A 23,565-nucleotide genomic window follows, 5' to 3' on the forward strand; every position below is an offset into this window, starting at 1 on the left:
TCGATCCACCGATGAGCTACAAGCCCCGCCCCGAAGACGTCCGGTTCATCCTGAACGAGGTGCTCGACGCGCCCGCTCGCCTTGCCGCGCTCGCGCCCTTTGCCGAGGTCGACGAGGCGCTGCAGTCGCAGGTGCTCGATGAGGCTGGGCGCTTCGTCGGCGAAGTGGTGACGCCCATCAACCGCGGCGGCGACGAGACCGGCTGCCGCTTCGCGGATGGAGAAGTCGTCTCGCCGCCGGGCTTTCGCGAGGCCTACCAGGCCTTCGTCGACGGCGGCTGGCCTGCTCTCTCCGCCGCGCCGGAAGACGGCGGCCAGGGCCTGCCCGCCGTACTAGAAGCCGTTCTCTACGAATGGCTGGCCGCCGCCAACCACGGCCTGACGATGGCACCCGGCCTGCTGCACGGCGCGTACGCCTGCCTCAAGCACCACGGCAGCGACGAACTGAAGCAGCGCTATCTGCAGAAGATCGCGACCGGCGAATGGCTCGCGACCATGTGCCTCACTGAAGCCCACGCGGGCAGCGACCTGGGACAGGTGCGCACGCGCGCCGTGCCTCAGGCCGACGGCAGCCTGCGCGTGAGCGGCGGCAAGATCTTCATTTCCGGCGGCGAGCACGACCTGACGCCCAACATCGTCCACCTCGTGCTGTGCCGCCTGCCCGATGCGCCGGCGGGGCCCAAGGGCCTGTCGCTGGCACTGGTGCCCAGGCTGCTGCCGGACGGCACGCGCAACGCGGTGCACTGCGAGCGCATCGAGGAAAAGATGGGCCTGCACGGCAGCCCCACCTGCACCATGCGCTTCGACGAGGCCACCGGCTGGCTGGTCGGCGAGCCCGGCCGCGGGCTGGCCGCGATGTTCGTGATGATGAATTCGGCGCGCCTGCACGTTGCGCTGCAGGGCATCGGCCTGCTCGACGCCGCCTGGCAGAAGGCCGACGCCTATGCCGCCGAGCGCCGCCAGATGCGCGCGCCCGGCCCGGTGCCCGCCAGCCGCGGCGGCGAGAGCGCCGACCTGATCGCCGAGCACCCGGCCGTGCGCCGCATCCTCGACACGCAGCGCGCCTGGATCGACGGCGCTCGCACCATCGCCTACCGCAGCGCGCTGATGCTCGACGTGGCCGCGCACGACGCCGACCCGAAGGCGCGCGAGCGCGCGCAGCGCTGGTGCTCCTTCGTTACGCCGGTGCTCAAGGCCGCGTGCACGCACCAGGCCTTCCATGGCGCGAGCGAATGCCTGCAGGTGTTCGGCGGCCACGGCTATGTACGCGAATGGGGCATCGAGCAGATCGTGCGCGACTCGCGCGTGACGATGATCTACGAGGGCACCAACGAGATCCAGGCCATCGACCTGCTGGTGCGCAAGGTGCTGCCCGACGGCGGCACCGGCATGTCGGCCGTGCTGCTGGAGCTGCGCGACACGCTGGACGCCTCGCGCGAGGCCGACGCCGACGTGCAGCGCCGGCTGGCTCAACTGCGCTACCTTGGCACCACCGTCGCGATGGCGGCTCATGCCAACCCGACGCTGCCGTACGAGGTGGCCGACGACTACCTGCGCGCGACCATGCTCGCGATGCTGGCGTGGGCCTGGGCCCGCATCGAGGCGGCTTCGCCCGGCGACGCCGAGAAGGCGCGCGTGGCGGGCGCCTTCAGGCGCTGGGTGCTGCCGGAGTTCGAGATGCGCATGGGCATCGTCAAGAAGGCCTGCGAGACGGTCGCGCTGACGCATGCGGCCGCGGCGCCCGCCGGCGCTGTCTCCAACTAGCCACTGAAACCGCTCGTTGCAGTGCGCCCGGGGTTACGCTCGGGCCATGGCCTCCACCCCGAAATCCGCTCCCGCCAAAGGCGAGCAGGCCGGCGCGCCGCAAGGCAGGCCGGACCGGCTCGACGCGCGCATGCTCGAAACCCTGGTCGGCTACAACGCCCGCCGGGCATGGCTGATCGTCAGCGCCTTCTTCGCGGAGCGCATGGCGCCCTACGGGCTCAAGCAGATCGATTTCTCGGTGCTTTCGCTGCTGGCGCACAACCCCGGCGCCACGTCGCGGCAGCTGTGCAATGCGCTGGACATCCTGCCGCCGAACCTCGTGAGCCTGGTGGCCACGCTGGACAGCCGGGGGCTGATCGAACGCCGCCCGCATCCGCACGACGGGCGCGCGGTGGGGCTGCATCTCACGGCTTCGGGCGAGGCGCTGATCCGCGAAGCCGAGCAGGCCGTGGTGCAGCTGGAGGCCGACGCCAGCGCCAAGCTCACCTCGCGGGAGCGCGAGACGCTGATACGGTTGCTGCAGAAGATCTATCTGTAGCGCAGGCCGCAGGCCTCAGAGGCCCCGCTCGACCATGTCGATGAGCTGCTGGCCCAGCTTGTAGGTCTGCTCGGCCGGCATCTCGCGCAACGGCCCGTCGATGATGAGCAGCGCCAGGCCGTGCACCGCGCTCCACGCGCAGTACTCGGCGTTCGGGCGCCGCGCCGGGTCGAGCACGCCGGCGTCCACCAGCCGATCGATGGCCTTGCCCAGGAGCTGGAACGAGTCCAGCCCGCTCGCGCCCGCCTTGCCGGGGCCCAGTTCGCCGCTGCCCTCGTCGGAAATGACGAAAGCCGTGCGGAACAGGCCGGGCTCCGCCTGGGCGAAGCGCAGGTAGGCCGTGCCGATGGCGCGCACCTGCCCGCGCGCGAAGTCCGCGGGAGGCTGGTCGCAGGGCTGCGCCGCCAGTTCCTTTTCCATCGCGACCGCCGCGGCGGCCAACGCCGCCTCGCGCACCGCCAGCAGCAGTTCGTGACGACTGCCGAAGTGCCGGTATGCCGCATTGGGCACCACGCCGGCGCGCCGGGTGGCCTCGCGCAACACCACCGCGTCGGGGCCGCCATCGCGGGCCAGCTCGATGCCTGCTTCCAGCAGCGCCCGGCGCAAATCGCCATGGCGATAAGTGCTGCGGGCGGGCGGCAGGCTGTCGGGGACGTTGTTGAGCTTCATTTCTTCATTCCCATGTGGACAGTGTCCATTATCCCTGTTATTCTTTGTGGACGGTGTACACAAAGTAATCCGATTGTTTGCGGCCCAAGACACCGGGGCCTCCGAGTCACCTCTTCAGTCCAAAGGAATCGTCATGAAAGTCCAGTCTTACCTCTCGTTCGAAGGCCGCTGCGACGAAGCGCTCGGCTTCTACAAGAAGGCGCTTGGCGCCGAAGTCACGCAGCTCATGCGCTACAAGGAAGCACCCGCGGGTGCGCCTTCGGAGAACGCCGAAGCCGGTTGCGCCGGTGGCACGCCCGATGCCGAGAAAGTGATGCACGCGGTGTTCCGCATCGGCGAGACCGAGCTGATGGCCTCCGACGGCCGCTGCTCGGGCCAGGCCGAGTTCAAGGGCGTCATGCTCGCGCTCACCGCCAACACCGACACCGAGGTCGTCAAGTGGTTCAACGCGCTGGCCGAAGGCGGCCAGGTCATGCAGCCGCTGATCCCGACCTTCTTCACTTCCAACTTCGGCATGCTGACCGACCGCTTCGGCGTGGGCTGGCTGCTGGTCGTCGCGCACCCGAGCTGATCCCCGCGCACAGCCGGTCTCCAGGATCTCCATAGACAGAAAGCCCCGCCATGCTCAAGAAAATCGCCCTCGTCGTCGTGCTCGCGATCGCCGCGCTGCTGATCTTCGCGGCCACCCGGCCCGACACCTTCCGCGTCGAACGCACCGCCCGCATCGAGGCGCCGGCCGAGAAGATCTTTCCGCTGATCGACGACTTCCACCGCTGGGGCACATGGTCGCCCTACGAGAAGCTCGACCCCGCCATGAAGCGCAGCTTCGGCGGCACGGCCAGCGGCAAGGGCGCGACCTACGCCTGGGAGGGCAACGACAAGGCGGGCGCCGGCCGCATGGAGATCGTGGAGTCGGCGCCTTCGTCGAAGGTCGCGATCAAGCTCGACTTCATCAAACCCTTCGAAGGCCACAACACGGCCGAATTCACGCTGCAGCCCCAGGGCAACGCAACGCAGGTCACCTGGGCCATGTACGGCCCGAGCCCCTACGTCGCCAAGCTCATGGGCATCTTCTTCAACATGGACCAGATGATCGGCAAGGACTTCGAAACGGGCCTGGCCAATCTCAAGGCGGCTACCGAAAAGTAGTCATCGAACACAACCACTCATCCAAGGAATACACATGTCTCAGATCCACGCCTATCTCACCTTCGACGGCAACGCGGCCGAGGCCATGCGCTTCTACGAGAAGACGCTCGGCGGCAAGATGCAGATGATGATGACCGTCGGCGAAGCGCCCGACACCGAGCAGTTCCCGCCCGAGGCGAAGAAGCGCATCATGCATGCCTCGCTCGCCTACGGCGGCGGCACGCTGATGGCCTCCGACTCCATGCCCGGCCAGCCGTACGAAGGCATGAAGGGCTTCGGCGTCGCCCTGACGATCGAGACCGTGGCCGAAGCCCGCCGCGTGTTCGATGCCTTCGCCGAAGGCGGCCATATCGGAATGCCCTTCGAGAAGACCTTCTGGGTCGAAGGCTTCGGCATGGTGACCGACCGCTTCGGCACTCCGTGGCTCATCAACGGCGGCAAGCCGCTGGTCTGAGCCGTCCCTTTCCGTTCCAAAGGAATTTCGCTTCCCATGACCAACCAACTCGACAGCCGCAAGCGCTGGCTCGCATTGATGGTGCTGTGCCTCGGCGTCCTGATGATCGTGCTCGACACCACCATCGTGAACGTGGCGCTGCCCTCGATCCGTACCGACCTGGGCTTCACCGAGACCTCGCTGGTCTGGGTGGTGAATGCCTACATGCTGACCTTCGGCGGCTTCCTGCTGCTCGGAGGCCGGCTCGGCGACCTGTACGGCCACCGCCGCGTGTTCCTCGCGGGCCTGGTGCTGTTCACGCTGGCATCGCTGGCCTGCGGGGTCTCGACCTCGCAGGGCCTGCTGGTGGCGGCGCGCGCGGTGCAGGGCCTGGGCGGCGCGGTGGTCTCCGCCGTGTCGCTCTCGCTCATCATGAATCTCTTCACCGAACCGGCCGACCGCGCCAAGGCGATGGGCGTGTACGGCTTCGTGTGCGCCGGCGGCGGCAGCATCGGCGTGCTGCTGGGCGGCCTGCTCACGAGCACGCTGAGCTGGCACTGGATCTTCCTGGTGAACCTGCCTATCGGCATCGCGGTGTACGCGCTGTGCGTGGCGCTGCTGCCCAGCGCGCGCGGCCATGCGCACGGCGAGAAGCTCGACGTGGCCGGCGCCATCACCGTCACGCTGTCACTGATGCTCGCGGTGTACGGCGTGGTCAACGGCAACGAGGCCGGCTGGGGCTCCACGCAGACGCTCGGCCTGCTGGGCGCGGCGGTGGTGCTTCTGGCAATCTTCATCGCCATCGAGTCGCGCGTGCAGCATCCGCTGATGCCGCTGGGCCTCTTCAAGCTGCGCAGTGTGTCGGTGGCCAACGTGGTCGGCGTGCTGTGGGCCGCGGCCATGTTCGCGTGGTTCTTCATCTCGGCGCTCTACATGCAACTGGTGCTGAACTACACGCCGATGCAGATCGGCCTGGCCTTCCTGCCGGCCAACATCATCATGGCCGTGTTCTCGTTGGGCCTCTCCGCGAAGATCGTGATGCGCTTCGGTATCCGCAAGCCGCTGGCGGCCGGGCTCTGGCTCGCGGCCATCGGGCTGGCGCTGTTCGCGCGCGCGCCAGTCAACGGCAACTTCGTGGTCGACGTGCTGCCCGGCATGATGCTGCTGGGCCTGGGCGCGGGCATGGCCTTCAACCCGGTGCTGCTCGCCGCGATGAGCGAGGTGAGCCCGTCCGACTCGGGCTTGGCCTCGGGCGTGGTCAACACCTCTTTCATGATGGGCGGAGCGCTGGGCTTGGCCGTGCTGGCCAGCGCGGCTGCCGCGCGCTCCGCGTCGATGGAAGCGGCCGGCGCGCAGATGCCGCTGGCGCTCACCGGCGGCTACAACCTCGCGTTTCTCGTCGGTGCCGTGTTCGCGGCGGCGGCGGGTCTGCTGGGTGCCCTGCTGCTTCGCTCCACCATGCCGGGGCAGATGCACAACAACGAAGAAACAGCGGCACCCCAAGGGACGGCGGCATCGCAATGAGCGGCACCACGCCATGCAACCGCCGGTCTTCTTTCTTCAACGGTTCCACAAACTATTCAGGAGAACAACCATGGCTCGCTATGTAGACGGCTTCATCGTCGCCATTCCCACCGCCAACGTCGAGGCCTACCGCAAGCTGGCGCGCAAGGCCGGCAAGGTCTGGATGGAATACGGCGCGATCGAATACGTGGAGTGCATCGCCGACGACGTGAAGCCCGGCAAGCTCACGTCCTTTCCCCAGAGCGTGAAGCTGAAGTCCGACGAGACCGTGGCCTTCTCGTGGATCGTCTACAAGTCGCGCAAGCACCGCGACACGGTCAACGCGAAGGTGATGGCCGACCCGCGCATCGCGGCGATGGACCCGAAGACCATGCCCTTCGATGCGAAGCGGATGATCTTCGGCGGCTTCAAATCCATCGTCGAGTTCTGACCCCTTTCGGGAACACCGCGGAACCGGCTTTGCCGGGCCGCAGGTGTTGCCCCTGCAAGGGGGTTGGCGAAGCGACACGAAGTGCGCGAAGCCTGGGGGCTAGCCAATGAACCCGTCGTAGACGAGCTTGAGGCCCGTGAGGAACATCCCGAGATAGACGAAGCGATAGAACCACGTCGCATCGATGCGCCTCGCGATGCGGATGCCGACCCACACGCCCAGCGGCGCGATCGGCATCAGCACCAGCGAGGTGGCCAGCGTGCGAAAGTCGAGCAGGCCGAGCCACGCGTAGGGAATCCACTTGCTGAGATTCACCACGAAGAAGAAGTACGCCATGGTGGCCGTGAAGATCACCGGCGACAGCCGCAGCGGGATGACGTAGGCATTGATGGGCGGCCCGCCCGCATGCGCGATGAAGCTGGTGAAGCCCGACACCGTCGTCAGCACCGCGCCGACGCCGCGCGAGGGCAGCGGATCATTTGGCTTGGGCGGGAACAGCAGGCGCTGCGCCAGGAAGAGCAGCGTGAACACGCCGACGATGCCCGCCACCGTGTGCGCCGAGAGCATGCGAAACAGCAGCGTGCCGATCACCGTGCCCAACAGCCCGAACGGAATCAGGAACTTCAGCAGCGAGCGGTCGAAGTCGCGCCGGAACGCCGCGAGGCCCAGCAGGTCCATCAGCAGCAACAGCGGCATCAGGATGGCCGCAGCCTGCGGCACGGTGACGGCCAGCGCCATCATCGGCACCGCGAGCGAACCGAAGCCCGCGCCGAAGCCGCTCTTGCTGATGCCGAGCAGGAGCACGGCGGGAATGGCGACCGCGTAGAAATACGGGTCGGTGATCAGGGGAAAAGCCATGGGAAGGAAGAGCGCAGAAAAAAGCCTGCCGTGGGGCAGGCTCGGCGAGCGTAGCAGGATGGGGCGTTCCCTGCTGGCGCGCTTCCCGTGGCCGCGTCGTCAGCGCTCGAGCGCGCCGCCGGCGAGCCAGCGGGCACCGCGCCGGTAGAGCTCCTCCACTGCGGGCCCCTTGAGCATCGGCATGTCGAGCTTCACCGTGTAGCCGATGCGCTGCTGGATGTAGGTCAGGTGGCGATAGCCTTCGGGCAGGCCGGCCAGCACGTCCTCGTCCAGCTTCACCGTGGCGGCCGGGTCCACCGGGTCGATGCGGTCCTTTTCGTAGATCGGCTGGCGGTGCAGCAGCTTCCATTCGCCCTCGTGCTTTTCCACGAAGTCGTAGAAGCGGCCGATGCACACCACGTCGCACAGTACGCCCTCGACCATGCCGCGCTGCGAAATGGTCATCTTGGTCTGCGCGACGGCGCGCTCGCCGGCCACCTCGATGGCCGAGCCGCCGAGGAAGTGCAGGATGCTCACGCCCTTGGCCCAGCCTTCCTTCGTGACACGGATGAACTCGGTGTACGGCCCCTGGAACCAGGTGGCCATCATCACGCCCTCGGGATGCCACACGGTGGCGAAGCGCTCCCAGTCGCCGGCATCGCGCCACACGGCCCAGCGCTCGATCATCCGGCGGATCAGCAGTTCCTGCTGCAGGGTTTCGTTCATTTGCGTTGTTTCCTTGGTTGGTCTTGCTGGATCAGGCGGGCTGCGTCAGCGGGTTCAGCACGAAATCGAAATCGAGGCGCCAGCGGCCGTTGTCCTGCTTCTTCCACGGCGCGACCAGCGACTGGCGCACCGCGAACACCGCGTCCGAATCCAGGTACTCGTCGCCCTCGCGGAACACATGCGTGATGAGCCGCTCGTAGCCCGGCGCCTCGATCTTGAAATGCAGGTGCGCGGGCCGCCACGGATGGCGCTTCGTCGCGCGCAGCAGGTCGCCCACGGGCCCGTCGACCGGGATCGGGTACGCCACCGCCACCACGCTTCGGAAGTGCAGCGAGCCGTCGGGCCCGGTGCGTAACGTGCCGCGATTCTCCGCGTGGTCGAGCCCGGCGTGCTGCACGTCGTAGTGGCCACCGGCGTCGGCCTGCCACACGTCGACGACGGCATTGGCCACAGGCTCGCCGTCGAGTCCGCGCACCGTCGCATGCACGTCGCAGGGCTCGCCCTCGGCGCCGTTGGCCACGTCGTCGCCGTGCTCGTACTCTGGCGCGCCGTCGAAGTAGAAGGGACCGAAGACGGTGGCCTCGGTGCAGCCGGCAGGCTTGTCGTTGTTCATCGCGATGGTGAGCATCGACAGCCCCAGCACGTCCGACAGCAGGATGAACTCCTGCCGCTTGTCGTCGCACTTCTGGCCGGTGGCCGTGAGGTACTGGATGCCCTGGAACCACTCGTCCTCGGTGAGCTTCACCTCGCGCGCGAAGGCATGCAGGTGCTGCACCAGGCTGGTCAGGATCTCGCGCAGCCGCGGGTCGGGCGTGTCGGCGAAGCGCGCGAGCACGGCCTGCGTGATGTTGTCCTGGTTGAGGTTGCGCATCGTGGCTGTCTCCATGTTGTCGTGTCGAACTTCGACTTCGGGAGACTGTAGGCCGGGCGCCGCGCCGGTTGAAGCACCCGGGGCGCAAATGATTTTTCCGCGCAGCGGAATGGTCGCGCGGTAGCAGTCCGGTGGTCGAGGCTCAGGGCGCAGCCGCCGGAAGGCAGCCCCGCGCCCCGTCCTGCGCCTCGCTAGCGGGCAGGATGCCCCAGCGCACGCGCACCGTGCGCGCATCGTCCTCGCCCGCCCAGGGCAGGCGCAGGCTCCCGGTGCAGCTTGCCGTGGCCAGCAACGGCTCCAGCAGCGCGCCCTCGGAGCGGAACTCCGGCGTGTCGAGGATCAGCACCATGCCGCCAGCGCGTGCCAGCGCATCGGGCGGCAGCCATGGCGAGGTGCGCGGATCGCCGTCGATCAGCAGTTCGACCGCCGGGTCCATGTGCAGCACCACCGCGCCGGTGAACCAGGTGTCGCCCACCATCAGCCGCAGCGGACGGTCGCCGGCGCGCTCGCGCCACACGGCTTCGACGGCCTCGGCGATCTGGCGCGAGGGCAGGTTGGCGCGCGTGATGTAGCCATGGCGCGCGCTCCACACGCCGTCGACCCAGGCCTGGCCGAAGGAGCCGGCCACGTGGAGAACGGCGGCTACCACGAGCACGCCCGTCCAGCGGCGGCGCGTCCAGCGCTCGGCCTCGAGGCCCGGCACCACCATCACCGCCCACACGGCGACCGGCAGGAAGAAAGTGCTGAGCCACGAAGCCACCAGGCGCATGTGGAACACGAGCGACATCGCCAGCACCAGGCACAACGGCCCGAAGGTCGCCCAGGCGAGGAAGCGCCGGTCGAAGCCGTTGCGCGTCTCCTGCCCTGCGGCGCCGCGCTCGCGCGCGAACCAGGCCCACGCGACGAACAGCAGCATCGGCGACAGGCGCGCGACCTGCACCAGCAGGATACGAAGCGGCCTCGGGTGCACATGCCTGAGCAGCGGGCCGGACGGATGCACCGAGTGCCGCGCGTAGCCGATGGTCTGGTCGGCGTGCTGCATCAGCCACGCGAGATGCGGCACCATGAGCAGCAGCGCCACGGCGCAGGCGCGCAGCAGGTCGCGGCGCACGCGTGCGTTTCGCAACGATCCCTCGCGGACGATGAAGCCTGCGCCCACCGCGAACTGCACCAGCGCGCTGTACTTGGTGAGCATCGACAGCGCGGCGAACACGCCGAGCCAGAGCCAGTCGCGGCTGCCCTTCCCGGCCTCTTCTTCCACTGCCGCCGCGGGCGTGCGCAGCACCCGCCACAGCATCCACCAGTAGCCCGCCATCGGCAGCAGCTGCACCGTGTTGTGGTTGAAGATGGTGGCGCGCTGCACGTGGTAGGTCACGAGCGAGCCGAGCAGCACCGCCAGCGCCGCCCGCACCGGAGACATCATGCCCAGCGACCAGCGCCACATGATGTAGAGCGCGCCCACGCCGCAGCCCACGCCGGCGGCATAGGTCAGCCAGGGTTGGCGGCCAGCCAGGAACACCGGCAGGCCCATCAGCCAGCTAGGCAGCGGCGGGTGCTTGTAATAGCCCCATTGCATGCTGCCGCCCCAGAAGAGCTCCTCGACGTTGTCCCAGGGCGGCGTCTCGTAGAACGTCGCCATGGGCACGGTCCAGAGTGCCACCAGCGCCAGCAAGGCGATGACGACCACGCCGTTCAGGGAAAGATGCCGCGCGAGCGCGGGCGCCGGACGGGTGCCGGGAGGGATCAGCCAGGAATTCATTGCCGCCCTTTGTAAAGCTGCAGGCCTAACGGCACCTGACCAACCCTGGCTGCCCGCCACATAGAATCGCCAGCCTGCCAGCCCGCAGGCGTCCGGCACTCCGGTTCAGCCCCGGAATCGATCCGAAAAAGACCACGCACGCTGGCAGGCAAGCCCTGGAGACACACCCCCAATGGATCGCTGGACCGAAATCGCCCTGCTCGTGCAGATCGCCGATGCCGGCAGCCTGAGCCGCGCGGCGGAGGCGCTGGGCCTCTCGAACGCGGCCGCGAGCCGGCACCTGAGCGCCCTCGAAGCCCGCCTGGGCGCCCGGCTGGTCGAGCGCAACACGCGCCGGCTCTACCTCACCGACACCGGCCGCGAGTTCTGCGGCCGCGCCCGCACCATCCTGGCCGACCTGTCGGACGCCGAATCGGCAGTGAACGCCACCGCGCTCAACCCGACGGGCACGCTGCGCGTCACGGCCTCGCTTTCGTTCTCGATCCACCACATCGCGCCGCTGCTGCGCGAGTACACCCAGCGCTACCCGGGCGTGACGGTGCACGTGGAGGCGGCCAACCGCTACTTCGACCTGATCGACAACAACATCGACGTGGCGATACGCACGCGCGAGTTCGAGCCCGACTCGAACGTCACCATCCGCCGGCTCGGCGAGACGCGGCGCATCCTGGCGGCCTCGCCGCGCTACTTCGCGCAGCACGGCTTTCCGAAGACGCTGGACGACCTGAAGCAGCACAAGCTGCTGATCTACACCCACGCCAACAACCCGAACGAAATGCGCTTTCGCCGCGGGGAGGAGACGCACACGGTGTCGGTGACGGGCCTGCTGGAATCGAACGACGGCCAGGTGCTGCGCGCCGCCGCGCTCGACGGCATGGGCATCCTGGTGCAGCCGACCTACATCGTCTACGACGACATCGTGGCCGGCCGGCTGGTGCCCACGCTGGACGACTGGGACCTGCCGCACCTGACCATCAACCTGGCCTACCCGAGCCGCAAGCACCTGTCGGCCAAGGTGCGCAGCTTCATCGACTTCATGGCGGCGCACTTCCGCAAGATGGAATACGAGCGCAAGTGGACGGCGCACTTCGGCCCCCACTGATCCGGCCCCGGGGGCTTTTCGCCAAAACATGTGCGTAAACGCACATTCCGCATTTCCGCAGCCCCGCAAACTGGAACCGCAACCGTCGCATTCCGCGGCGGACCCACCGTTTTTCCAGCAAAGCAAGGATCTGCCATGAACACCCAGGCCGCAGCCGCCAACACCCAGCGCGCGCCGATCGCGTCTCCGCTGTCCGCCCTCTCCCCCTCCACGCTGGACGATTCCGGCAAGCTGCTGATCCGCGTGACGGTCGGCTTGCTGGTGCTGCTGCACGGCATCTTCAAGCTGTCGGCCGGCGTGGGCTTCATCGCCGGCATGCTGGCCAAGTCGGGACTGCCGGGCGGCATCGCCTACCTGGTCTACGTCGGCGAGATCGTCGCGCCGCTGCTGATGATCGCGGGCATCTACACTCGCGCCGCCGCGGGCGTGGTCGTCATCAACATGCTGGTTGCCTTCGGCCTCGTGCACATGGCCGACTTCTTCGCGCTGACCAAGCAGGGCGGCTGGGCGCTGGAACTGCAGGGCCTGTACCTGTTCGGCGCGCTGACCGTGGTGCTTCTGGGCGCCGGCCGCTTCTCCATCGCCGGCACCAAGGGCCGCTGGAACTGACTGGACGGCTCGCGGCTCAGCCGGCGTCGCCCCGCACCTGGGAGACCATCGCCTCCAGGCGGGCCACGTCGGCAACGAGAAGAGCCTTGTCGTCCTTGCGCAGCACGCCGCTGCGCGCCAGCACATTGAGTTCGCGGGTCACCTGCTCGCGGTTGGTGCTGATCTGGCTGGCCAGCGCCGCGTGCTTGGGCGCCGGGTCGAGCCGGGCCCGGTTGCCCTCCACGCCGGCGGCGCGGGCCAGGCGCAGCAGCTCGGCATGCAGCCGGTTCTGCACGCCGAGAGTGCTCAGGTCGATCACGCGCTCGGAAAGCTGCCGCACCAGCGAAGCCAGCCGCAGCATCACCCGGCCGGCCACCAGGGGCTCGTCGCGCAGCAGGGCCATGAAGGACGCCCGGTCGAGGCTGGCGACCACGCTGGGCTCCAGCGTGACGACGTCAGCGGAGCGCGGGCCGCCGTCGATGGCGGAGATGTCCCCGAAGTGCTCGCCGGCTTCGGAATCGCGGAAGGTCACCTGCCGGCCGTTGGCTGAATAGGTCGTCACCCGCACCCGGCCCGAGACCAGCAGGAACACTTCGCCCTGCTGTTCGGCGCGCAGCAGCAGGGGCTTGCCGGCCTCCACGCTGTGCCACAGGCATTGCTGGGCCAGCAGGTCCAGCCGCTGGTCTGAAAGGCCTTCGAGCAGCGCGATCTGGCGCAGCGCGAGGCTGGAGCGGGGGGTAGGTTCGGGTCTGGCCATGCCGGGGTTGGTGGTCAACGGGTACGGGCGCGCGGATTATGCTCGGGTGCCGCTTCGAACCCGTTCATGGACAGACGTTCCCTCCGCGCAACCCCTGCCGACCCCGCAGCCACCTTTTCGCTGGGACCGCCCACGAGGCGGAACCTGCGCTGGGCGAGCGGGCTGGTGCTGATGGCCTACGTCACGCTGCACCTGCTGAACCACTCTCTGGGCATCTATTCCTTCGCCGCCGCCGAGACTGTGCTGCGGGGCGTGCAGGCGTTCTGGCACAGCCTGGCGGGCACCGCGCTGCTGTACGGCGCGGCCGGCGTGCACCTGATGCTGGCGGTGGCCGCCCTCTGGGAACGGCGCACCCTGCGCATGCCCCCGCTCGAAGGCCTGCGCGTGGCGCTGGGCTTCGCGCTGCCGCTGCTGCTGGCCACGCACCTCACGGCCATGCGCGGCGCCTACCTGGCCTACGGCATCGAGGGCTCGTACGTTCGCGTGGTCTGGGGGCTGTGGGACTGGCAGGGTGCCGCCGCGCAGCTCCTGATGATGCTGGCGGCCTGGACCCACGGCTGCCTCGGCCTGCACTTCGCGCTGCGGGCCAAGCCGGCCTGGCGGCGCTTCTCGCACCTGCTGCTGGCCGTCGCGGTGGTGCTGCCGCTGGCCGCGGCGATGGGCTTTCTCTCGATGGGCCGCGAGTTCCAGTGGACCGGCGTGCCGCCCACCGCCCTGCCCACGGCCGAACAGGGCAAGTCGCTGGGCGCGGCCGAAAACGCGATCAAGTGGTCGTACGGCCTGGCACTGGCCGCGCTGCTGGCGGCGCGCTGGGGCCGCAACGGCCTTGCGCGCTGGTCGCGCCAGCCCCGGGTCACGCTGCGCTACCCGGGCCGCTCGGTGCAGGTTCCGCACGGCTGGAGCGTGCTGGAAGCCAGCCGCTCCCACGGCATCGACCATGTCTCGATCTGCGGCGGGCGGGCGCGCTGCTCCACCTGCCGCGTGCGCGTGGCCGGCCCGGCCGCGCACATCGGCGAACCCGGGCGCGACGAGCGGCGCACGCTCGACAGGGTGCGCGCGCCAGCCGACGTGCGGCTGGCCTGCCAGCTGCGCCCGCACGGCGACATCGAAGTCACGCCGCTGTTCGCGCCGCTGCCCAACGAGGGGCGGCCCGCGCCAGTGGGCAGCTTCGGGCGCGAGCGCGACGTGGCCATCCTGTTCGTCGACCTGCGGCGCTGGTCGGGCCTGTCGGAGCGGCAATGGCCCTTCGACCTGGCCTATGTGCTCGACCGCTATTTCGCCACCGTGGGCGCGGCCGTGCGCGAAAGCGGCGGCGTGCCCAACCAGTTCATCGGCGACAGCGTGATGGCGATCTTCGGACTCGACTGCGACCTGCCCACGGCCTGCCGGCAGGCGCTGCGCGCCACCGAGCTGATCGGCCAGCGCATGGACGCATGGAGCGAAGGCTTCGAGGCGCAGTTCGGCCAGCGGCTCGAATTCGGCATGGGCCTGCATGCGGGCCGCGCGGCGGTGGGCGAAGTGGGCTACCTGGAGACGACCACCTTCACCGCCATCGGCGAAGTGGTCAACACCGCGAGCCGGCTGCAGGACCATTCGAAGACCGCCGCATCGCGCCTCGTGGTGTCGCTGTTCGCGGCCGAGCAGGCGGGCGTTGCGCACACCATGGGCGAGGCCGAGACGCTCGTCGTGCGCGGCCGCTCCGAACCTCTCGCGGTGCTCTACGCGCCGCGCGCCGCCGCCTCCCTGTAGTTGCCGAAAGCGGTGCGCAAACGCACATCGCGAACCGCGATGCGGTTTCACACTGCATCCCGTGGCAACGACGAATGTCCGCCGCCCACACCAGTAAAGGGACTCGCATCATGAACACGAAGCAACGCATCGCCGCTCTCTCCGCCATCGCATTCGCCATGCTGGGCGCCGCGGGCGCGGTACACGCCGAAACCTATGAAGGCGTGCATCCGATCACCTCCGCCGCCAGCCGCGCCGACGTCCGGGCCGAAGCCGTGGCAGCCGCACGCACCGACAACCCCTACGCCGACGGCGCCGAAGCCGGCCCCGCCGCTGTGGTCGCCTCGTCGACCAGCCGCGCCGCGGTTCGCGCCGAAGCCGTTGCCGCAGCGCACGCCGACAACCCCTATGCCGAAGGCGCTTCGTCGGGCGTGGCCCCGATGGTGGCCAGCACGGTCGACCGTGCCACGGTGCGTGCAGCAGCGCGCGCAGCTGCACGTGGCGACGCGCTGCCGCTGTAATCGGCGCGAAGGATCAGCCTCGCTTCGGCGAGCGTGCGCACCGAAGCCGGCCCTTGCGAAAGCAGGGGCCGGCTTTTTCATTGGGTGTGTGCACAGACAACGACCTGCCTTGTTGCCCGAACCGGTGCGCAAACGCACAGCGCCCATCGCGTTGCGGTTCGACACTGCATGCCGTGGCAACGACGAATGACCGCCGCCCACGCAGTGAACCAAAGGGACTCCCGCAATGAACACCAAGCAACGCATCGCCGCTTCCGCCTTCGCCGCAGCCTTCGCCGCAGCCCTCGCCATGCTGGGCGCCGCCGCAGCGCACGCCGAAGCCTATGACGGCGTGCATGCCATCACATCGTCGGCCAGCCGCGCCGACGTGAACGCCGAAGCCGTGGCCGCCACGCGCGAAGGCAACACCTATTCGGACACCGCCGCGGAAGGCGCCGTGCCCTTCAAGTCCACGCTGGCCCGTTCCGCCGTGCGCGAGCAGGCCGTGGCCGCTGCGAACAACCCGCTGCAGAGCCTGGACCGCCGCGCCTTCTATCGCGACGAAGTGCCTGCCGCCTACAAGAAGCCCAGCGTCTCGTTCACGCAGCAGGCTGGCCTGCCGAGCACGGCACGCCCCTGACGCGCGAGCTCAGGGCCGCACGCCTTCCCAGGCGTTCTGCAGCAATGCGCGGATCGCCGCGCGCTCGAGCGGGCGCGGGTTGGGATACTGGTTCTTGAGCGCATGCTCGCAGGCCAGGTCCAGGTCGGCCTCCTTCATGCCGATGTCGCGCAAGGCGACCGGCGCACCGTTGTCGCGCGCCAGGTCGTACACCGCCTGCGCGGCGCTGCCGCTTCCCTCCAGTGCCTTCACGATGCGCGCCATGGCCTGCGGCGCCGCCGCGGCGTTGTAGGCCAGCGCATGCGGCAGCACGATGGTGTGGGTCTCGGCGTGCGGCAGGTTGAAGCTGCCACCCAGCGTGTGGCACAGCTTGTGGTGCAGCGCCATGCCGACATTGCCCAGCACCGTGCCGCACAGCCAGGCGCCGTAGAGCGCGTCGCCGCGCGCATCCGGGTCCTTGGGTGTGGCGCGGATGGCCGGCAGCGCGCGGCCGAGAGCGGCGATGCCTTCCTGCGCCATCAGGTCCATGATCGGGTTCGAGTCGACCGCGTAGAGCCCTTCGGCCGCGTGCGCGATGGCGTTGATGCCGCTGGTCACGCTCATGCCCACGGGCAGGCCCAGCGAGAGTTCGGGGTCGTAGATCACCGTGCGCGGAAGCACCTTCAAGTCCTTGCCCGTCTTCTTCATCCCGGCCTCGGTGATGCCGTAGATCGGCGTCATCTCGGAGCCCGCGTAGGTCGTCGGAATGGCGAGTATCGGCAGGCCCGAATCGAGCGCGATGGCCTTGCCCAGCCCCGTGGTGGAGCCGCCGCCGATGGCCACGGCGCAGTCGGCGCCCAGCCGCGTGGCCACTTCCCTCGCCTCGCGCGCGGTCTCGATCGGCACGTGCATCACGGCACGGTCGAACACGCCGGCCGCGTGCGCGCCCAGCATGTCGGCCACGCGCTCGGCCTGCGGGCGCTGCTCGGGCGTGGAGAGCACCAGGGCCCGGCGCGCGCCGAGCGCATCGATCTCGCGCGCCAGGTGCTGAAGCGAACCGGCGCCGAAAACCACCCGCTGGGGCGCGCTGTTGTAGACGAACGATGGTGTGGTCATGGCTTTCCTGTCTCTCGAATGTTCATGAAGCGTCTGTGTGGCTGATACGGCCCTTGATGAAAACGCCGGTCATCGCCAGCACCGCGGGCACGATCAGCACCGTCAGCACCTGCTCGAAGTTCCAGCCAAGGCCCAGCAACGCCGCCCCGAGCCAGGCGCCCAGCACCGCGCCGAAGCGCCCGATGCCGAGCATCCACGATACGCCCGTCGCACGCACATGGGTCGGGTAGTAGCGCGCCGCCAACGAGGGCATGGCCGACTGCGCGCCGTTGATGCACATGCCCGCGAACAGCACCAGCAGCACGAGCGCCAGCCCGCTGCCCATGCTGTGGCCCACCGCCACGGCGAGCACCCCGGCCAGCAGGTAGCAGATGCCGATCACCTTGTGCGGGTTGCCGCGGTCCATGGCCCAGCCGACGCCCACGGCGCTCAGCACGCCGCCGAACTGGAACAGCGCTCCCACCACGGCCGACTGCGTCATCGATGCGCCGCTCTCGCGCATCAGCGTCGGCAGCCAGCTCGTGAGCAGGTAGATGATGATGAGCCCCATGAAATTGGTGCCCCACAGCAGCAGCGTGCCCGGGCCCAGGCCGCCGGCGAACATGCGTGCCAGCACCGGGCCGCGCGGCCCCTTGCCTCGGGCCTCCTGGCCCGGAATGGTGAACTGCTCGACGCCCGCCAGCGATTCGCGAGCAACCGGCTGCAGCACCTTGCGGATGCGCTCGACGGGCTGCCCCCGAACCACCATGAAGCGCGCCGACTCCGGCAGCCAGAACAGCAGCACGGGCAGCAGCAGCACCGGCACGATGCCGCCGATCAGCAGCAGGCTGTGCCATCCCCAGTGCGGGATGATCGCGGCCGAGAGAAAACCGCCGCCCGCCATGCCCAGGTTGAAGCCGCAGAACATCGTCGTCACCAGCAACGACTTGACCTTCCCGGGCGTGTACTCCGACAGCAGCGTGGTCGCGTTCGGCATGCCCGCCCCCAGCCCGATCCCGGTCAGGAAGCGCAGCACCACGAGCTGGTCGATGCCGGTCGCGAAGGCCGACCACAGCGAGAAACCTCCGAACACCGCCACCGACATGCACAGCACCGCCTTGCGCCCGAAGCGGTCGGCCAGCGGCCCCGAGCCCAGCGCACCGAAGATCATTCCGGCCAGCGCGGCGCTCATCACCGGGCCCAGCGAGGCACTGGGCACGCCCCAGTCGCGTACAAGCGCCGGTGCGATGAAGCCCATGGCGGCGGTGTCGAGGCCGTCGAGCAGCACGATCAGGAAGCACATCGCCACGATGCCCCACTGGTAGGGCGACAGCGGGCGGTTGTTGATGAGCCACTGCACGTCGACGGTGCGGCGCGTGGCGATTGAACCTGTGTCGGTCATGGGTTTCTTTTGTCTCCATCGCTGGTTTGCGATGGGCGCGAGTGTCCCGCCGGCCCAGGACCGGTTCAACGACAGGAACGGAAAGGAGTTTTCCGCTCAGCCTGCGGGGCCTGCCTTGCGCCCGGCCGCAGAGGCATGGGCGATCAGCACGAGGAAACCGCCGGCCATGGCCACGTTCTTCAGGAAGTTGTTGAGCTGCCCGTTGAACTGCGCCGCATCGGCCGCCCAGAAGGCGTGCGCGACGAAGCCCGTGGCCAGCGTGAACAGGGCCAGCGCGCCGGCCACCCATTGCAGGCGCCAGCCGGCGATCAGCAAAAGGCCGCCGCCGACTTCGAGCGCGATGGTCAGCGGCAGCACCACGTCGAGCAGCGGAATGCCGAGCTTGGCGAAATAGCCGAGCGTTGCGCCGTATGTCAGGAGCTTGCGCACGCCCGCCACCAGGAAGATCACCGCCATCAGCACCCGCCCGATCAGGACCAGGCCGCGCCCGCTATCGTTCGTTCTCGTCATTTGCTTTCTCCGGAAGATGTTGCAGGACGCGCGGTGGCGCCCCTGAATTGGAGCCGCCCCATGCACAGCACCATGGCGCAGGACAGCAGCGCCGGCACGGCCGCCGCAATGAAGAGCGCGCTGTTCGTCCAGTGCAGTCCGATGAGCCAGCCCGCCAGCACCGGCCCCACGATGGAGCCCGCGCGGCCGATGCCCAGGCTCCAGCCCATGCCGGTGGCGCGCACCGTCGTCGGGTAGACGCCCGATGCCAGCGCGATGAGCGCGGGCTGCGCGCCGACCACGCAGAAGCCGCTGACGGCGACCACCGCGAGCATCAGCAGCAAGGGCAGCGCTGGCTGGCCTATGACCGCGATGGCCACCGCCGCCACCGCGAAGACCGGCACCAGCACGCGGTAGAAGCCCACCCGATCGATCAGCGGCCCCATCGCCACCGTGCCGACCACGCCGCCTACCTGCAGCAGCGTGCCCACCAGAACGGCCGTGCCCGCGCTGTAGCCCGCTCCGGCCGCAATGGTGGGCAGCCAGTTCGCTAGGAAGAACAGGTTAAGCAGGTTCATGAAGTTGATGCCCCACAGCAGCAGCGTGGCCGGCGCGCGCCCCGCGCGGAACAGCTCGACCACCGGAGCGCCGTCCTGCTTCGCCTCGTGCACCACGTAGCGCGTGCCGGGGCCGGAGGGCGCACCGGGCGCGATGCGGCCCAGCCATTGCTGCACGCGCTCGGTTCCGCGCTCGCGCAGCACCAGGAACTGCATCGACTCGGGCATGTAGCGCCACATGAGCGCGGCGATCAGCAGGGGCACCACGCCGCCGAAGACGAACACCGACGGCCAGCCGCCCCAGGGAATGAGCACGGCCGAGATCAGCCCACCCAGCACCGCACCGCCGGTGAAGCCGCACGACACCCACATCATGAGCGTGACGCGTCTGCGCTGCGGGCTGTACTCGCTGGCCAGCGCGCTCGCGTTGGCCATGATGCCGCCCAGCCCGATGCCGGTGATGAAGCGCATGGCGAGCAGTTGCTCGAGCGTGTGCGCGAAGGCGGTGGCCAGCATGCACAGCGCGAAAAACACCGTGGCACCCAGCAGCACGGGGCGCCGGCCGATGCGGTCGGCGCAGACACTCAGCACCAGCGAGCCCACCAGCATGCCGAGCAGGCCGGCGCCGAACACCGGGCCCAGCGCGGCCTTCTCGATGCCCCAGGCCTGCACGATGGCGGGCGCGACGAAGCCCATGGCCTGCACGTCGAAGCCGTCCATGACGACCGCGCAGCCGACCAGCAGCAGGATCCACTTCTGGAAGGAGCTGACGGGATGGCTGTCGATGAGCGCCGGGATGTCGACCGTGGCGGCGGCGGTCCCGCCGCTTGCCTCGAGGGAATTCGGCAGAAGCTTCACGCGGCGGCTCCATCGTCGAGGCAACTCGAGGCAGTCCACCCGTACAGCCATTCGAGCGCGTCGTAGAAGCGCTCCTGCGGGCGGCCCTTCCACATGCTGTTTCGCACCAGCCGCTCGACGCCCTTGGCATGGTAGATGCGGCCCATCTCGCGCGCCGAAAGCACCACCCGCGCGGTGCGCGCCACGCGGGAGCGCTCGTACAGCGCGAGCGCGCGCGGCCAGTCGCCCTCCTCGCGTCGCAGCGCGAGGCCCAGCGTCACCGCGTCCTCGCAGGCCATGCAGGCGCCCTGCGCCAGGTACTGCACCATCGGGTGCGCCGCGTCGCCCAGCAGCGTGGCGCGTCCGAAGGTCCATTGCTCGATGGGGTCGCGGTCGGCGGTGGAGTAGCGCTTCCAGGCCTTGGGAATGCGCAGCAGTTGCTGCACCTGCTCGCAGGTCGGGCGGAAATAGCGCTGCACCTCGGCCGGGTCGCCGTCCATCGAACCCCACTCCTCGGGCTGGTCGCTGTGGAAGGTGACGGCGATGTTGAACTTGTCGCCGCCCTTCAGCGGGTAGTGCACCAGGTGGCAGTTGGGGCCGACCCAGATGCAGGGTGCGGTGAAGCGCAGCGCCTCGGGGAAGTCGGCCGTATCGACCACCGCGCGGAACACCACGTGCCCCGACACGCGGATGCCGTCGCCCACGTACTGCTGGCGCACCGCCGAGCGCACGCCGTCGCAGCCGATCACGGCCTCGCCCTCGTGGCGGTTGCCTTGCGCGTCGATGAGCGTCACGCCGCCCTCATCCTGCTCGATGTGCACGACCTTGGTCGAGGTGAGGAACTCGATGCCTTCGGTGGTCGCCTTCACGCCTTCGAGCAGCGCGCCGTGGATGTCGGCGCGATGGATCACAGCGTAAGGATTGCCGAAGCGCTCGCGAAAACGCTCCGACAGCGAGATGCCTGCCACGCGCTTCGCGTCGATGGCATCGAACATCACCATCTCCTCTGTATAGACCGCCTTGGCGCGCAGGTTCGCCCCCACGCCCAGCGCGTCGCAGGCCGCGAAGGCGTTGGGGCTGAGCTGGATGCCGGCGCCGATCTCGCCGATGTGGGCCGCCTGCTCGATCACCTTCACGCGATAGCCCTCGCGCACCAGCGCCAGCGCCGCGGCGAGCCCGCCGATGCCGCCGCCGGACACGAGCACGGGGCGGTTGTCTCTTTGCGCGCTCATGTCACTTCAACCCGAAAAGCTTGACCGCGTTCTCGCGGCCGATCTTGCGGCGGTCGTTCTCGCTGATCTCGCACTTGTCGAACCAGCGCGCCGCGTCCTCGTGCTTCTCGAACGGGTAGTCGACCGAATACATGATGCGGTCCGAACCCACTTCGAGCATGGTCGACAGCAGCGTGGGCGTGCGGAAGTTGCCGCTGGTCGTGATGTGCACGTTCCTGCGCAGGTAGTCGCCGATCTCCTTGTCGCAGGGCATGCCGCGGCGGCCCTTGCGCAGGATGTGGTCCACGCGCCAGATGTTGAACGGAATGCCTTCGCCGAAGTGGCCGAGGATCATCTGCAGATCGGGGTGGCGGTCGAACAGGCCGCTCGACAGCAGGCGCAGGGCATGGATGCCAGTCTCCACCGCAAAGGCCCAGGTTGGGCCTGTGAGCCAGTGCGCGCCTTCGTAGATGGGCTCGCGGCCCAGGAGCGGGTCGCGCGGGTGCATGTAGAAGGGCTTCTTCAACGCAGCCGCGGTCGACCAAAAATCGGCGAAGCGCGGATCGTCGTAGTAGACGACGGTGTTCTCGTCGCCAACCTGCGAGAAGCCGTTGACGAGGAAGCCGTGGAAGCCGAGCTGCTTCACGCAACGCTCCAGTTCGCGCGCGGCCGCCTCGGGGTCTTGCATCGGCAACGCGGCGAATCCACCGAAGCGTGTGGGATGGCGCTTGATTTGCTCGGCCAGCACGTCGTTCGCGCGGCGCGCGACCTCGACGGCGCGCTTCGCGTCGGGAATGCCCTGCACCGCGGGCGAGTTGAGCGAAAGGATCGACAGCTCGGTGCCCCACTCGTCCATCTGTTCGATGCGCTGCTGCTCGAAGTCGAGCAGGTTGTTCTTCAGGCCCTGCCACATCTCGGGGCGGGCGTACACCTGCGAATCGGCAATCGTCAGGTCGATCGCGAAATGCTCTTCGAGCGCAATCTTGTTCTTCATTGGGAAATCACTCCGGTTTGATGTTGAGCTTGTCCAGCACGGACTGCCAGGTCTTGCGGTCCTCGGCGATGTAGTTCGCCAGCTGTTCTGGGGTGCCGGGGCGCGGGTAGGTGCCGAGCTCGCGCGACTTGGCCACCACGTCGGGCAGCAGCAGTGCCTCGTTCATGTCCTTGTTGAGCGTCGCGAGCACCTGCGGGTCGACGCCTTTCTTCGCGATGACGGCAAACCAGCCATGCGCCACCGCGCCAGGCACCGTCTTGCTTGCGAGCGGGAACTGCTCCAGCCCCGCTTCGACGCGATCGCCCATGCTCGCCAGCACGCGCATGCGGCCGCCCTGCACGTTGCCGGCGACCACGTTGTAGGTCTCGACCATCATCTGCGTCTGGCCGCCCAGCGTGGCTTGCATGGCCTGCGCGCCGCCGGGGTAGTGCACCTCGAGGAACTGCGCGCCCGATTGAAGGCCCAGCAGCGCCGAGGCGAGATGCGGCGCCGTGCCGCGTCCGTTGTCGGCCACCTCGATGCCCTGTGGCCTGGCGCGCGCGGCGGCGATGAAGTCGGCCAGCGTCTTGTACGGTGAGCTGGCGGGCACCGCGAGCATGAAGGGCGCGGCGGCCGCGAGCGTGACGGGCACGAAGTCGCGATTGAAGTCGTAGCTCACGCCCCTGATGGTGCTGGGCGCCACCGAGATCGCCGAGCCCTGCACGAAACCGAAGGTGTAGCCGTCGGTCGGCGCCGCGAGGATCGCGTTCATGCCGATCACGCCGCTGCCGCCGGGCTTGTTGTCGACGATCACGCCCTGCCCCCACTTCTCGCCGAGCCTGGCGCCGACATGGCGGATCAGCACATCCGGCGCGGACCCCGCCGGAAACGGCACCACGAAGCGCACGGCCTGTGCCGGCCACCTGGCCGCCGCGCCCTGCGCATGAGCCAGCGGCATCGCCGCCAGCAGGGAAAGCGAAACGGCCCACGCAACGGCACCGCGGCGGGAAGACTTCAGGCTCATGCTCA

The 23,565-nt window shown here is 68.9% G+C and carries 25 protein-coding genes; 12 read left to right on the top strand and 13 right to left on the bottom strand.

Going from position 1 to position 23,565, the window contains the following annotated elements; genetic code table 11:
- Nucleotides 1–11: 11 nt before the first annotated feature.
- Together SFB74_RS27860 and SFB74_RS27865 are read left to right on the top strand one after the other, a co-directional pair.
- Nucleotides 12–1,763: an acyl-CoA dehydrogenase family protein gene (locus SFB74_RS27860; RefSeq protein ID WP_432727655.1), complete on the top strand. Its 1,752-nt coding sequence runs from the start codon at nt 12–14 to the stop codon at nt 1,761–1,763.
- Between the two features lie 46 nt (nt 1,764–1,809).
- Nucleotides 1,810–2,301: a MarR family winged helix-turn-helix transcriptional regulator gene (locus SFB74_RS27865; RefSeq protein ID WP_432727656.1), complete on the top strand. Its 492-nt coding sequence runs from the start codon at nt 1,810–1,812 to the stop codon at nt 2,299–2,301.
- 15 nt (nt 2,302–2,316) lie between these two features.
- On the opposite strand, the gene SFB74_RS27870 is transcribed toward SFB74_RS27865, so the two are convergent.
- Nucleotides 2,317–2,970 carry a TetR/AcrR family transcriptional regulator gene (locus tag SFB74_RS27870; RefSeq protein ID WP_432727658.1) on the bottom strand — a complete coding sequence of 218 codons (654 nt, stop codon included), beginning with the start codon at nt 2,968–2,970 and terminating at the stop codon, nt 2,317–2,319.
- Between the two features lie 133 nt (nt 2,971–3,103).
- Here SFB74_RS27870 and SFB74_RS27875 point away from each other — a divergent pair, with 133 nt between their 5' ends.
- The 5 genes from SFB74_RS27875 (at nt 3,104) to SFB74_RS27895 (ending at nt 6,506) form a co-directional block, all read left to right on the top strand.
- Nucleotides 3,104–3,541 (top strand): VOC family protein, encoded by a 438-nt coding sequence (locus tag SFB74_RS27875; RefSeq protein ID WP_432727660.1) that lies wholly within the window; start codon nt 3,104–3,106, stop codon nt 3,539–3,541.
- A 50-nt stretch (nt 3,542–3,591) separates the two neighbouring features.
- Complete coding sequence (locus SFB74_RS27880) at nt 3,592–4,119, top strand: SRPBCC family protein (RefSeq protein ID WP_432727661.1); 528 nt, start codon at nt 3,592–3,594, stop codon at nt 4,117–4,119.
- 34 nt (nt 4,120–4,153) lie between these two features.
- Nucleotides 4,154–4,573, top strand: coding sequence for a VOC family protein (locus SFB74_RS27885; protein WP_432727662.1), 420 nt, complete (start codon nt 4,154–4,156; stop codon nt 4,571–4,573).
- Nucleotides 4,574–4,609: 36 nt separating this feature from the next.
- Nucleotides 4,610–6,076 carry a DHA2 family efflux MFS transporter permease subunit gene (locus SFB74_RS27890; RefSeq protein WP_432727663.1) on the top strand — a complete coding sequence of 489 codons (1,467 nt, stop codon included), beginning with the start codon at nt 4,610–4,612 and terminating at the stop codon, nt 6,074–6,076.
- Between the two features lie 70 nt (nt 6,077–6,146).
- A complete protein-coding gene (locus SFB74_RS27895) occupies nt 6,147–6,506 on the top strand; it encodes a DUF1428 domain-containing protein (RefSeq protein WP_432727664.1) in 360 nt (119 codons plus the stop codon).
- 99 nt (nt 6,507–6,605) lie between these two features.
- Here SFB74_RS27895 and SFB74_RS27900 read toward each other — a convergent pair whose 3' ends face one another.
- From SFB74_RS27900 to SFB74_RS27915, 4 genes are all read right to left on the bottom strand, one after another.
- Entirely contained in the window at nt 6,606–7,364 is a 759-nt protein-coding gene (locus tag SFB74_RS27900; protein WP_432727666.1) for a sulfite exporter TauE/SafE family protein, read from the bottom strand.
- Between the two features lie 99 nt (nt 7,365–7,463).
- A complete protein-coding gene (locus SFB74_RS27905) occupies nt 7,464–8,069 on the bottom strand; it encodes a nuclear transport factor 2 family protein (protein WP_432727668.1) in 606 nt (201 codons plus the stop codon).
- A gap of 31 nt (nt 8,070–8,100) precedes the next feature.
- A complete protein-coding gene (locus SFB74_RS27910) occupies nt 8,101–8,940 on the bottom strand; it encodes an intradiol ring-cleavage dioxygenase (protein WP_432727669.1) in 840 nt (279 codons plus the stop codon).
- 142 nt (nt 8,941–9,082) lie between these two features.
- Nucleotides 9,083–10,699, bottom strand: coding sequence for an ArnT family glycosyltransferase (locus tag SFB74_RS27915; RefSeq protein ID WP_432727671.1), 1,617 nt, complete (start codon nt 10,697–10,699; stop codon nt 9,083–9,085).
- Nucleotides 10,700–10,871: 172 nt separating this feature from the next.
- Here SFB74_RS27915 and SFB74_RS27920 point away from each other — a divergent pair, with 172 nt between their 5' ends.
- Nucleotides 10,872–11,801: a LysR family transcriptional regulator gene (locus tag SFB74_RS27920; protein WP_432727672.1), complete on the top strand. Its 930-nt coding sequence runs from the start codon at nt 10,872–10,874 to the stop codon at nt 11,799–11,801.
- A 135-nt stretch (nt 11,802–11,936) separates the two neighbouring features.
- Entirely contained in the window at nt 11,937–12,410 is a 474-nt protein-coding gene (locus tag SFB74_RS27925; protein WP_432727674.1) for a DoxX family protein, read from the top strand.
- 16 nt (nt 12,411–12,426) lie between these two features.
- Here SFB74_RS27925 and SFB74_RS27930 read toward each other — a convergent pair whose 3' ends face one another.
- Nucleotides 12,427–13,146 (bottom strand): Crp/Fnr family transcriptional regulator, encoded by a 720-nt coding sequence (locus tag SFB74_RS27930; protein WP_432727675.1) that lies wholly within the window; start codon nt 13,144–13,146, stop codon nt 12,427–12,429.
- Between the two features lie 66 nt (nt 13,147–13,212).
- Here SFB74_RS27930 and SFB74_RS27935 point away from each other — a divergent pair, with 66 nt between their 5' ends.
- From SFB74_RS27935 to SFB74_RS27945, 3 genes are all read left to right on the top strand, one after another.
- The gene (locus SFB74_RS27935; RefSeq protein WP_432727677.1) at nt 13,213–14,895 is read left to right on the top strand and encodes an adenylate/guanylate cyclase domain-containing protein; all 1,683 of its coding nucleotides are present in this window, start codon (nt 13,213–13,215) and stop codon (nt 14,893–14,895) included.
- Between the two features lie 110 nt (nt 14,896–15,005).
- Complete coding sequence (locus tag SFB74_RS27940; RefSeq protein ID WP_432727679.1) at nt 15,006–15,395, top strand: helicase SNF2; 390 nt, start codon at nt 15,006–15,008, stop codon at nt 15,393–15,395.
- 226 nt (nt 15,396–15,621) lie between these two features.
- Nucleotides 15,622–16,014, top strand: coding sequence for an alpha/beta hydrolase (locus tag SFB74_RS27945; protein ID WP_432727681.1), 393 nt, complete (start codon nt 15,622–15,624; stop codon nt 16,012–16,014).
- A gap of 9 nt (nt 16,015–16,023) precedes the next feature.
- On the opposite strand, the gene SFB74_RS27950 is transcribed toward SFB74_RS27945, so the two are convergent.
- From SFB74_RS27950 to SFB74_RS27980, 7 genes are all read right to left on the bottom strand, one after another.
- Nucleotides 16,024–17,088: a maleylacetate reductase gene (locus tag SFB74_RS27950; protein WP_432727682.1), complete on the bottom strand. Its 1,065-nt coding sequence runs from the start codon at nt 17,086–17,088 to the stop codon at nt 16,024–16,026.
- Nucleotides 17,089–17,110: 22 nt separating this feature from the next.
- Nucleotides 17,111–18,469 carry an MFS transporter gene (locus SFB74_RS27955; protein ID WP_432727684.1) on the bottom strand — a complete coding sequence of 453 codons (1,359 nt, stop codon included), beginning with the start codon at nt 18,467–18,469 and terminating at the stop codon, nt 17,111–17,113.
- 96 nt (nt 18,470–18,565) lie between these two features.
- On the bottom strand, nt 18,566–18,979 hold the full coding sequence (locus SFB74_RS27960) for a DoxX family protein (protein WP_432727685.1): 414 nt from the start codon (nt 18,977–18,979) through the stop codon (nt 18,566–18,568).
- Nucleotides 18,976–20,373: an MFS transporter gene (locus SFB74_RS27965; protein WP_432727686.1), complete on the bottom strand. Its 1,398-nt coding sequence runs from the start codon at nt 20,371–20,373 to the stop codon at nt 18,976–18,978. Before SFB74_RS27965 ends, SFB74_RS27960 begins: the two co-directional genes overlap by 4 nt.
- Nucleotides 20,370–21,584, bottom strand: a complete 1,215-nt coding sequence (locus SFB74_RS27970) for a 3-hydroxybenzoate 6-monooxygenase (protein ID WP_432727687.1) — start codon at nt 21,582–21,584, stop codon at nt 20,370–20,372. The genes SFB74_RS27965 and SFB74_RS27970 overlap by 4 nt, the downstream gene beginning before the upstream one ends.
- Before the next feature lies 1 nt (nt 21,585).
- On the bottom strand, nt 21,586–22,557 hold the full coding sequence (locus SFB74_RS27975) for an amidohydrolase family protein (RefSeq protein WP_432727688.1): 972 nt from the start codon (nt 22,555–22,557) through the stop codon (nt 21,586–21,588).
- 7 nt (nt 22,558–22,564) lie between these two features.
- Nucleotides 22,565–23,560: a Bug family tripartite tricarboxylate transporter substrate binding protein gene (locus tag SFB74_RS27980; RefSeq protein ID WP_432727689.1), complete on the bottom strand. Its 996-nt coding sequence runs from the start codon at nt 23,558–23,560 to the stop codon at nt 22,565–22,567.
- Nucleotides 23,561–23,565: the final 5 nt, after the last annotated feature.

Origin of the sequence: Variovorax xiamenensis (genome assembly GCF_050916385.1) — a bacterium.
In the GTDB taxonomy this organism is placed as follows: domain Bacteria; phylum Pseudomonadota; class Gammaproteobacteria; order Burkholderiales; family Burkholderiaceae_C; genus Variovorax.

Coding starts and splice junctions, on each gene's coding strand:
- SFB74_RS27860 (WP_432727655.1), top strand. CDS start 12: ATGAGCTACAAGCCCCGCCCCGAAGACGTCCGGTTCATCCTGAACGAG.
- SFB74_RS27865 (WP_432727656.1), top strand. CDS start 1,810: ATGGCCTCCACCCCGAAATCCGCTCCCGCCAAAGGCGAGCAGGCCGGC.
- SFB74_RS27870 (WP_432727658.1), bottom strand. CDS start 2,970: ATGAAGCTCAACAACGTCCCCGACAGCCTGCCGCCCGCCCGCAGCACT.
- SFB74_RS27875 (WP_432727660.1), top strand. CDS start 3,104: ATGAAAGTCCAGTCTTACCTCTCGTTCGAAGGCCGCTGCGACGAAGCG.
- SFB74_RS27880 (WP_432727661.1), top strand. CDS start 3,592: ATGCTCAAGAAAATCGCCCTCGTCGTCGTGCTCGCGATCGCCGCGCTG.
- SFB74_RS27885 (WP_432727662.1), top strand. CDS start 4,154: ATGTCTCAGATCCACGCCTATCTCACCTTCGACGGCAACGCGGCCGAG.
- SFB74_RS27890 (WP_432727663.1), top strand. CDS start 4,610: ATGACCAACCAACTCGACAGCCGCAAGCGCTGGCTCGCATTGATGGTG.
- SFB74_RS27895 (WP_432727664.1), top strand. CDS start 6,147: ATGGCTCGCTATGTAGACGGCTTCATCGTCGCCATTCCCACCGCCAAC.
- SFB74_RS27900 (WP_432727666.1), bottom strand. CDS start 7,364: ATGGCTTTTCCCCTGATCACCGACCCGTATTTCTACGCGGTCGCCATT.
- SFB74_RS27905 (WP_432727668.1), bottom strand. CDS start 8,069: ATGAACGAAACCCTGCAGCAGGAACTGCTGATCCGCCGGATGATCGAG.
- SFB74_RS27910 (WP_432727669.1), bottom strand. CDS start 8,940: ATGCGCAACCTCAACCAGGACAACATCACGCAGGCCGTGCTCGCGCGC.
- SFB74_RS27915 (WP_432727671.1), bottom strand. CDS start 10,699: ATGAATTCCTGGCTGATCCCTCCCGGCACCCGTCCGGCGCCCGCGCTC.
- SFB74_RS27920 (WP_432727672.1), top strand. CDS start 10,872: ATGGATCGCTGGACCGAAATCGCCCTGCTCGTGCAGATCGCCGATGCC.
- SFB74_RS27925 (WP_432727674.1), top strand. CDS start 11,937: ATGAACACCCAGGCCGCAGCCGCCAACACCCAGCGCGCGCCGATCGCG.
- SFB74_RS27930 (WP_432727675.1), bottom strand. CDS start 13,146: ATGGCCAGACCCGAACCTACCCCCCGCTCCAGCCTCGCGCTGCGCCAG.
- SFB74_RS27935 (WP_432727677.1), top strand. CDS start 13,213: ATGGACAGACGTTCCCTCCGCGCAACCCCTGCCGACCCCGCAGCCACC.
- SFB74_RS27940 (WP_432727679.1), top strand. CDS start 15,006: ATGAACACGAAGCAACGCATCGCCGCTCTCTCCGCCATCGCATTCGCC.
- SFB74_RS27945 (WP_432727681.1), top strand. CDS start 15,622: ATGAACACCAAGCAACGCATCGCCGCTTCCGCCTTCGCCGCAGCCTTC.
- SFB74_RS27950 (WP_432727682.1), bottom strand. CDS start 17,088: ATGACCACACCATCGTTCGTCTACAACAGCGCGCCCCAGCGGGTGGTT.
- SFB74_RS27955 (WP_432727684.1), bottom strand. CDS start 18,469: ATGACCGACACAGGTTCAATCGCCACGCGCCGCACCGTCGACGTGCAG.
- SFB74_RS27960 (WP_432727685.1), bottom strand. CDS start 18,979: ATGACGAGAACGAACGATAGCGGGCGCGGCCTGGTCCTGATCGGGCGG.
- SFB74_RS27970 (WP_432727687.1), bottom strand. CDS start 21,584: ATGAGCGCGCAAAGAGACAACCGCCCCGTGCTCGTGTCCGGCGGCGGC.
- SFB74_RS27975 (WP_432727688.1), bottom strand. CDS start 22,557: ATGAAGAACAAGATTGCGCTCGAAGAGCATTTCGCGATCGACCTGACG.
- SFB74_RS27980 (WP_432727689.1), bottom strand. CDS start 23,560: ATGAGCCTGAAGTCTTCCCGCCGCGGTGCCGTTGCGTGGGCCGTTTCG.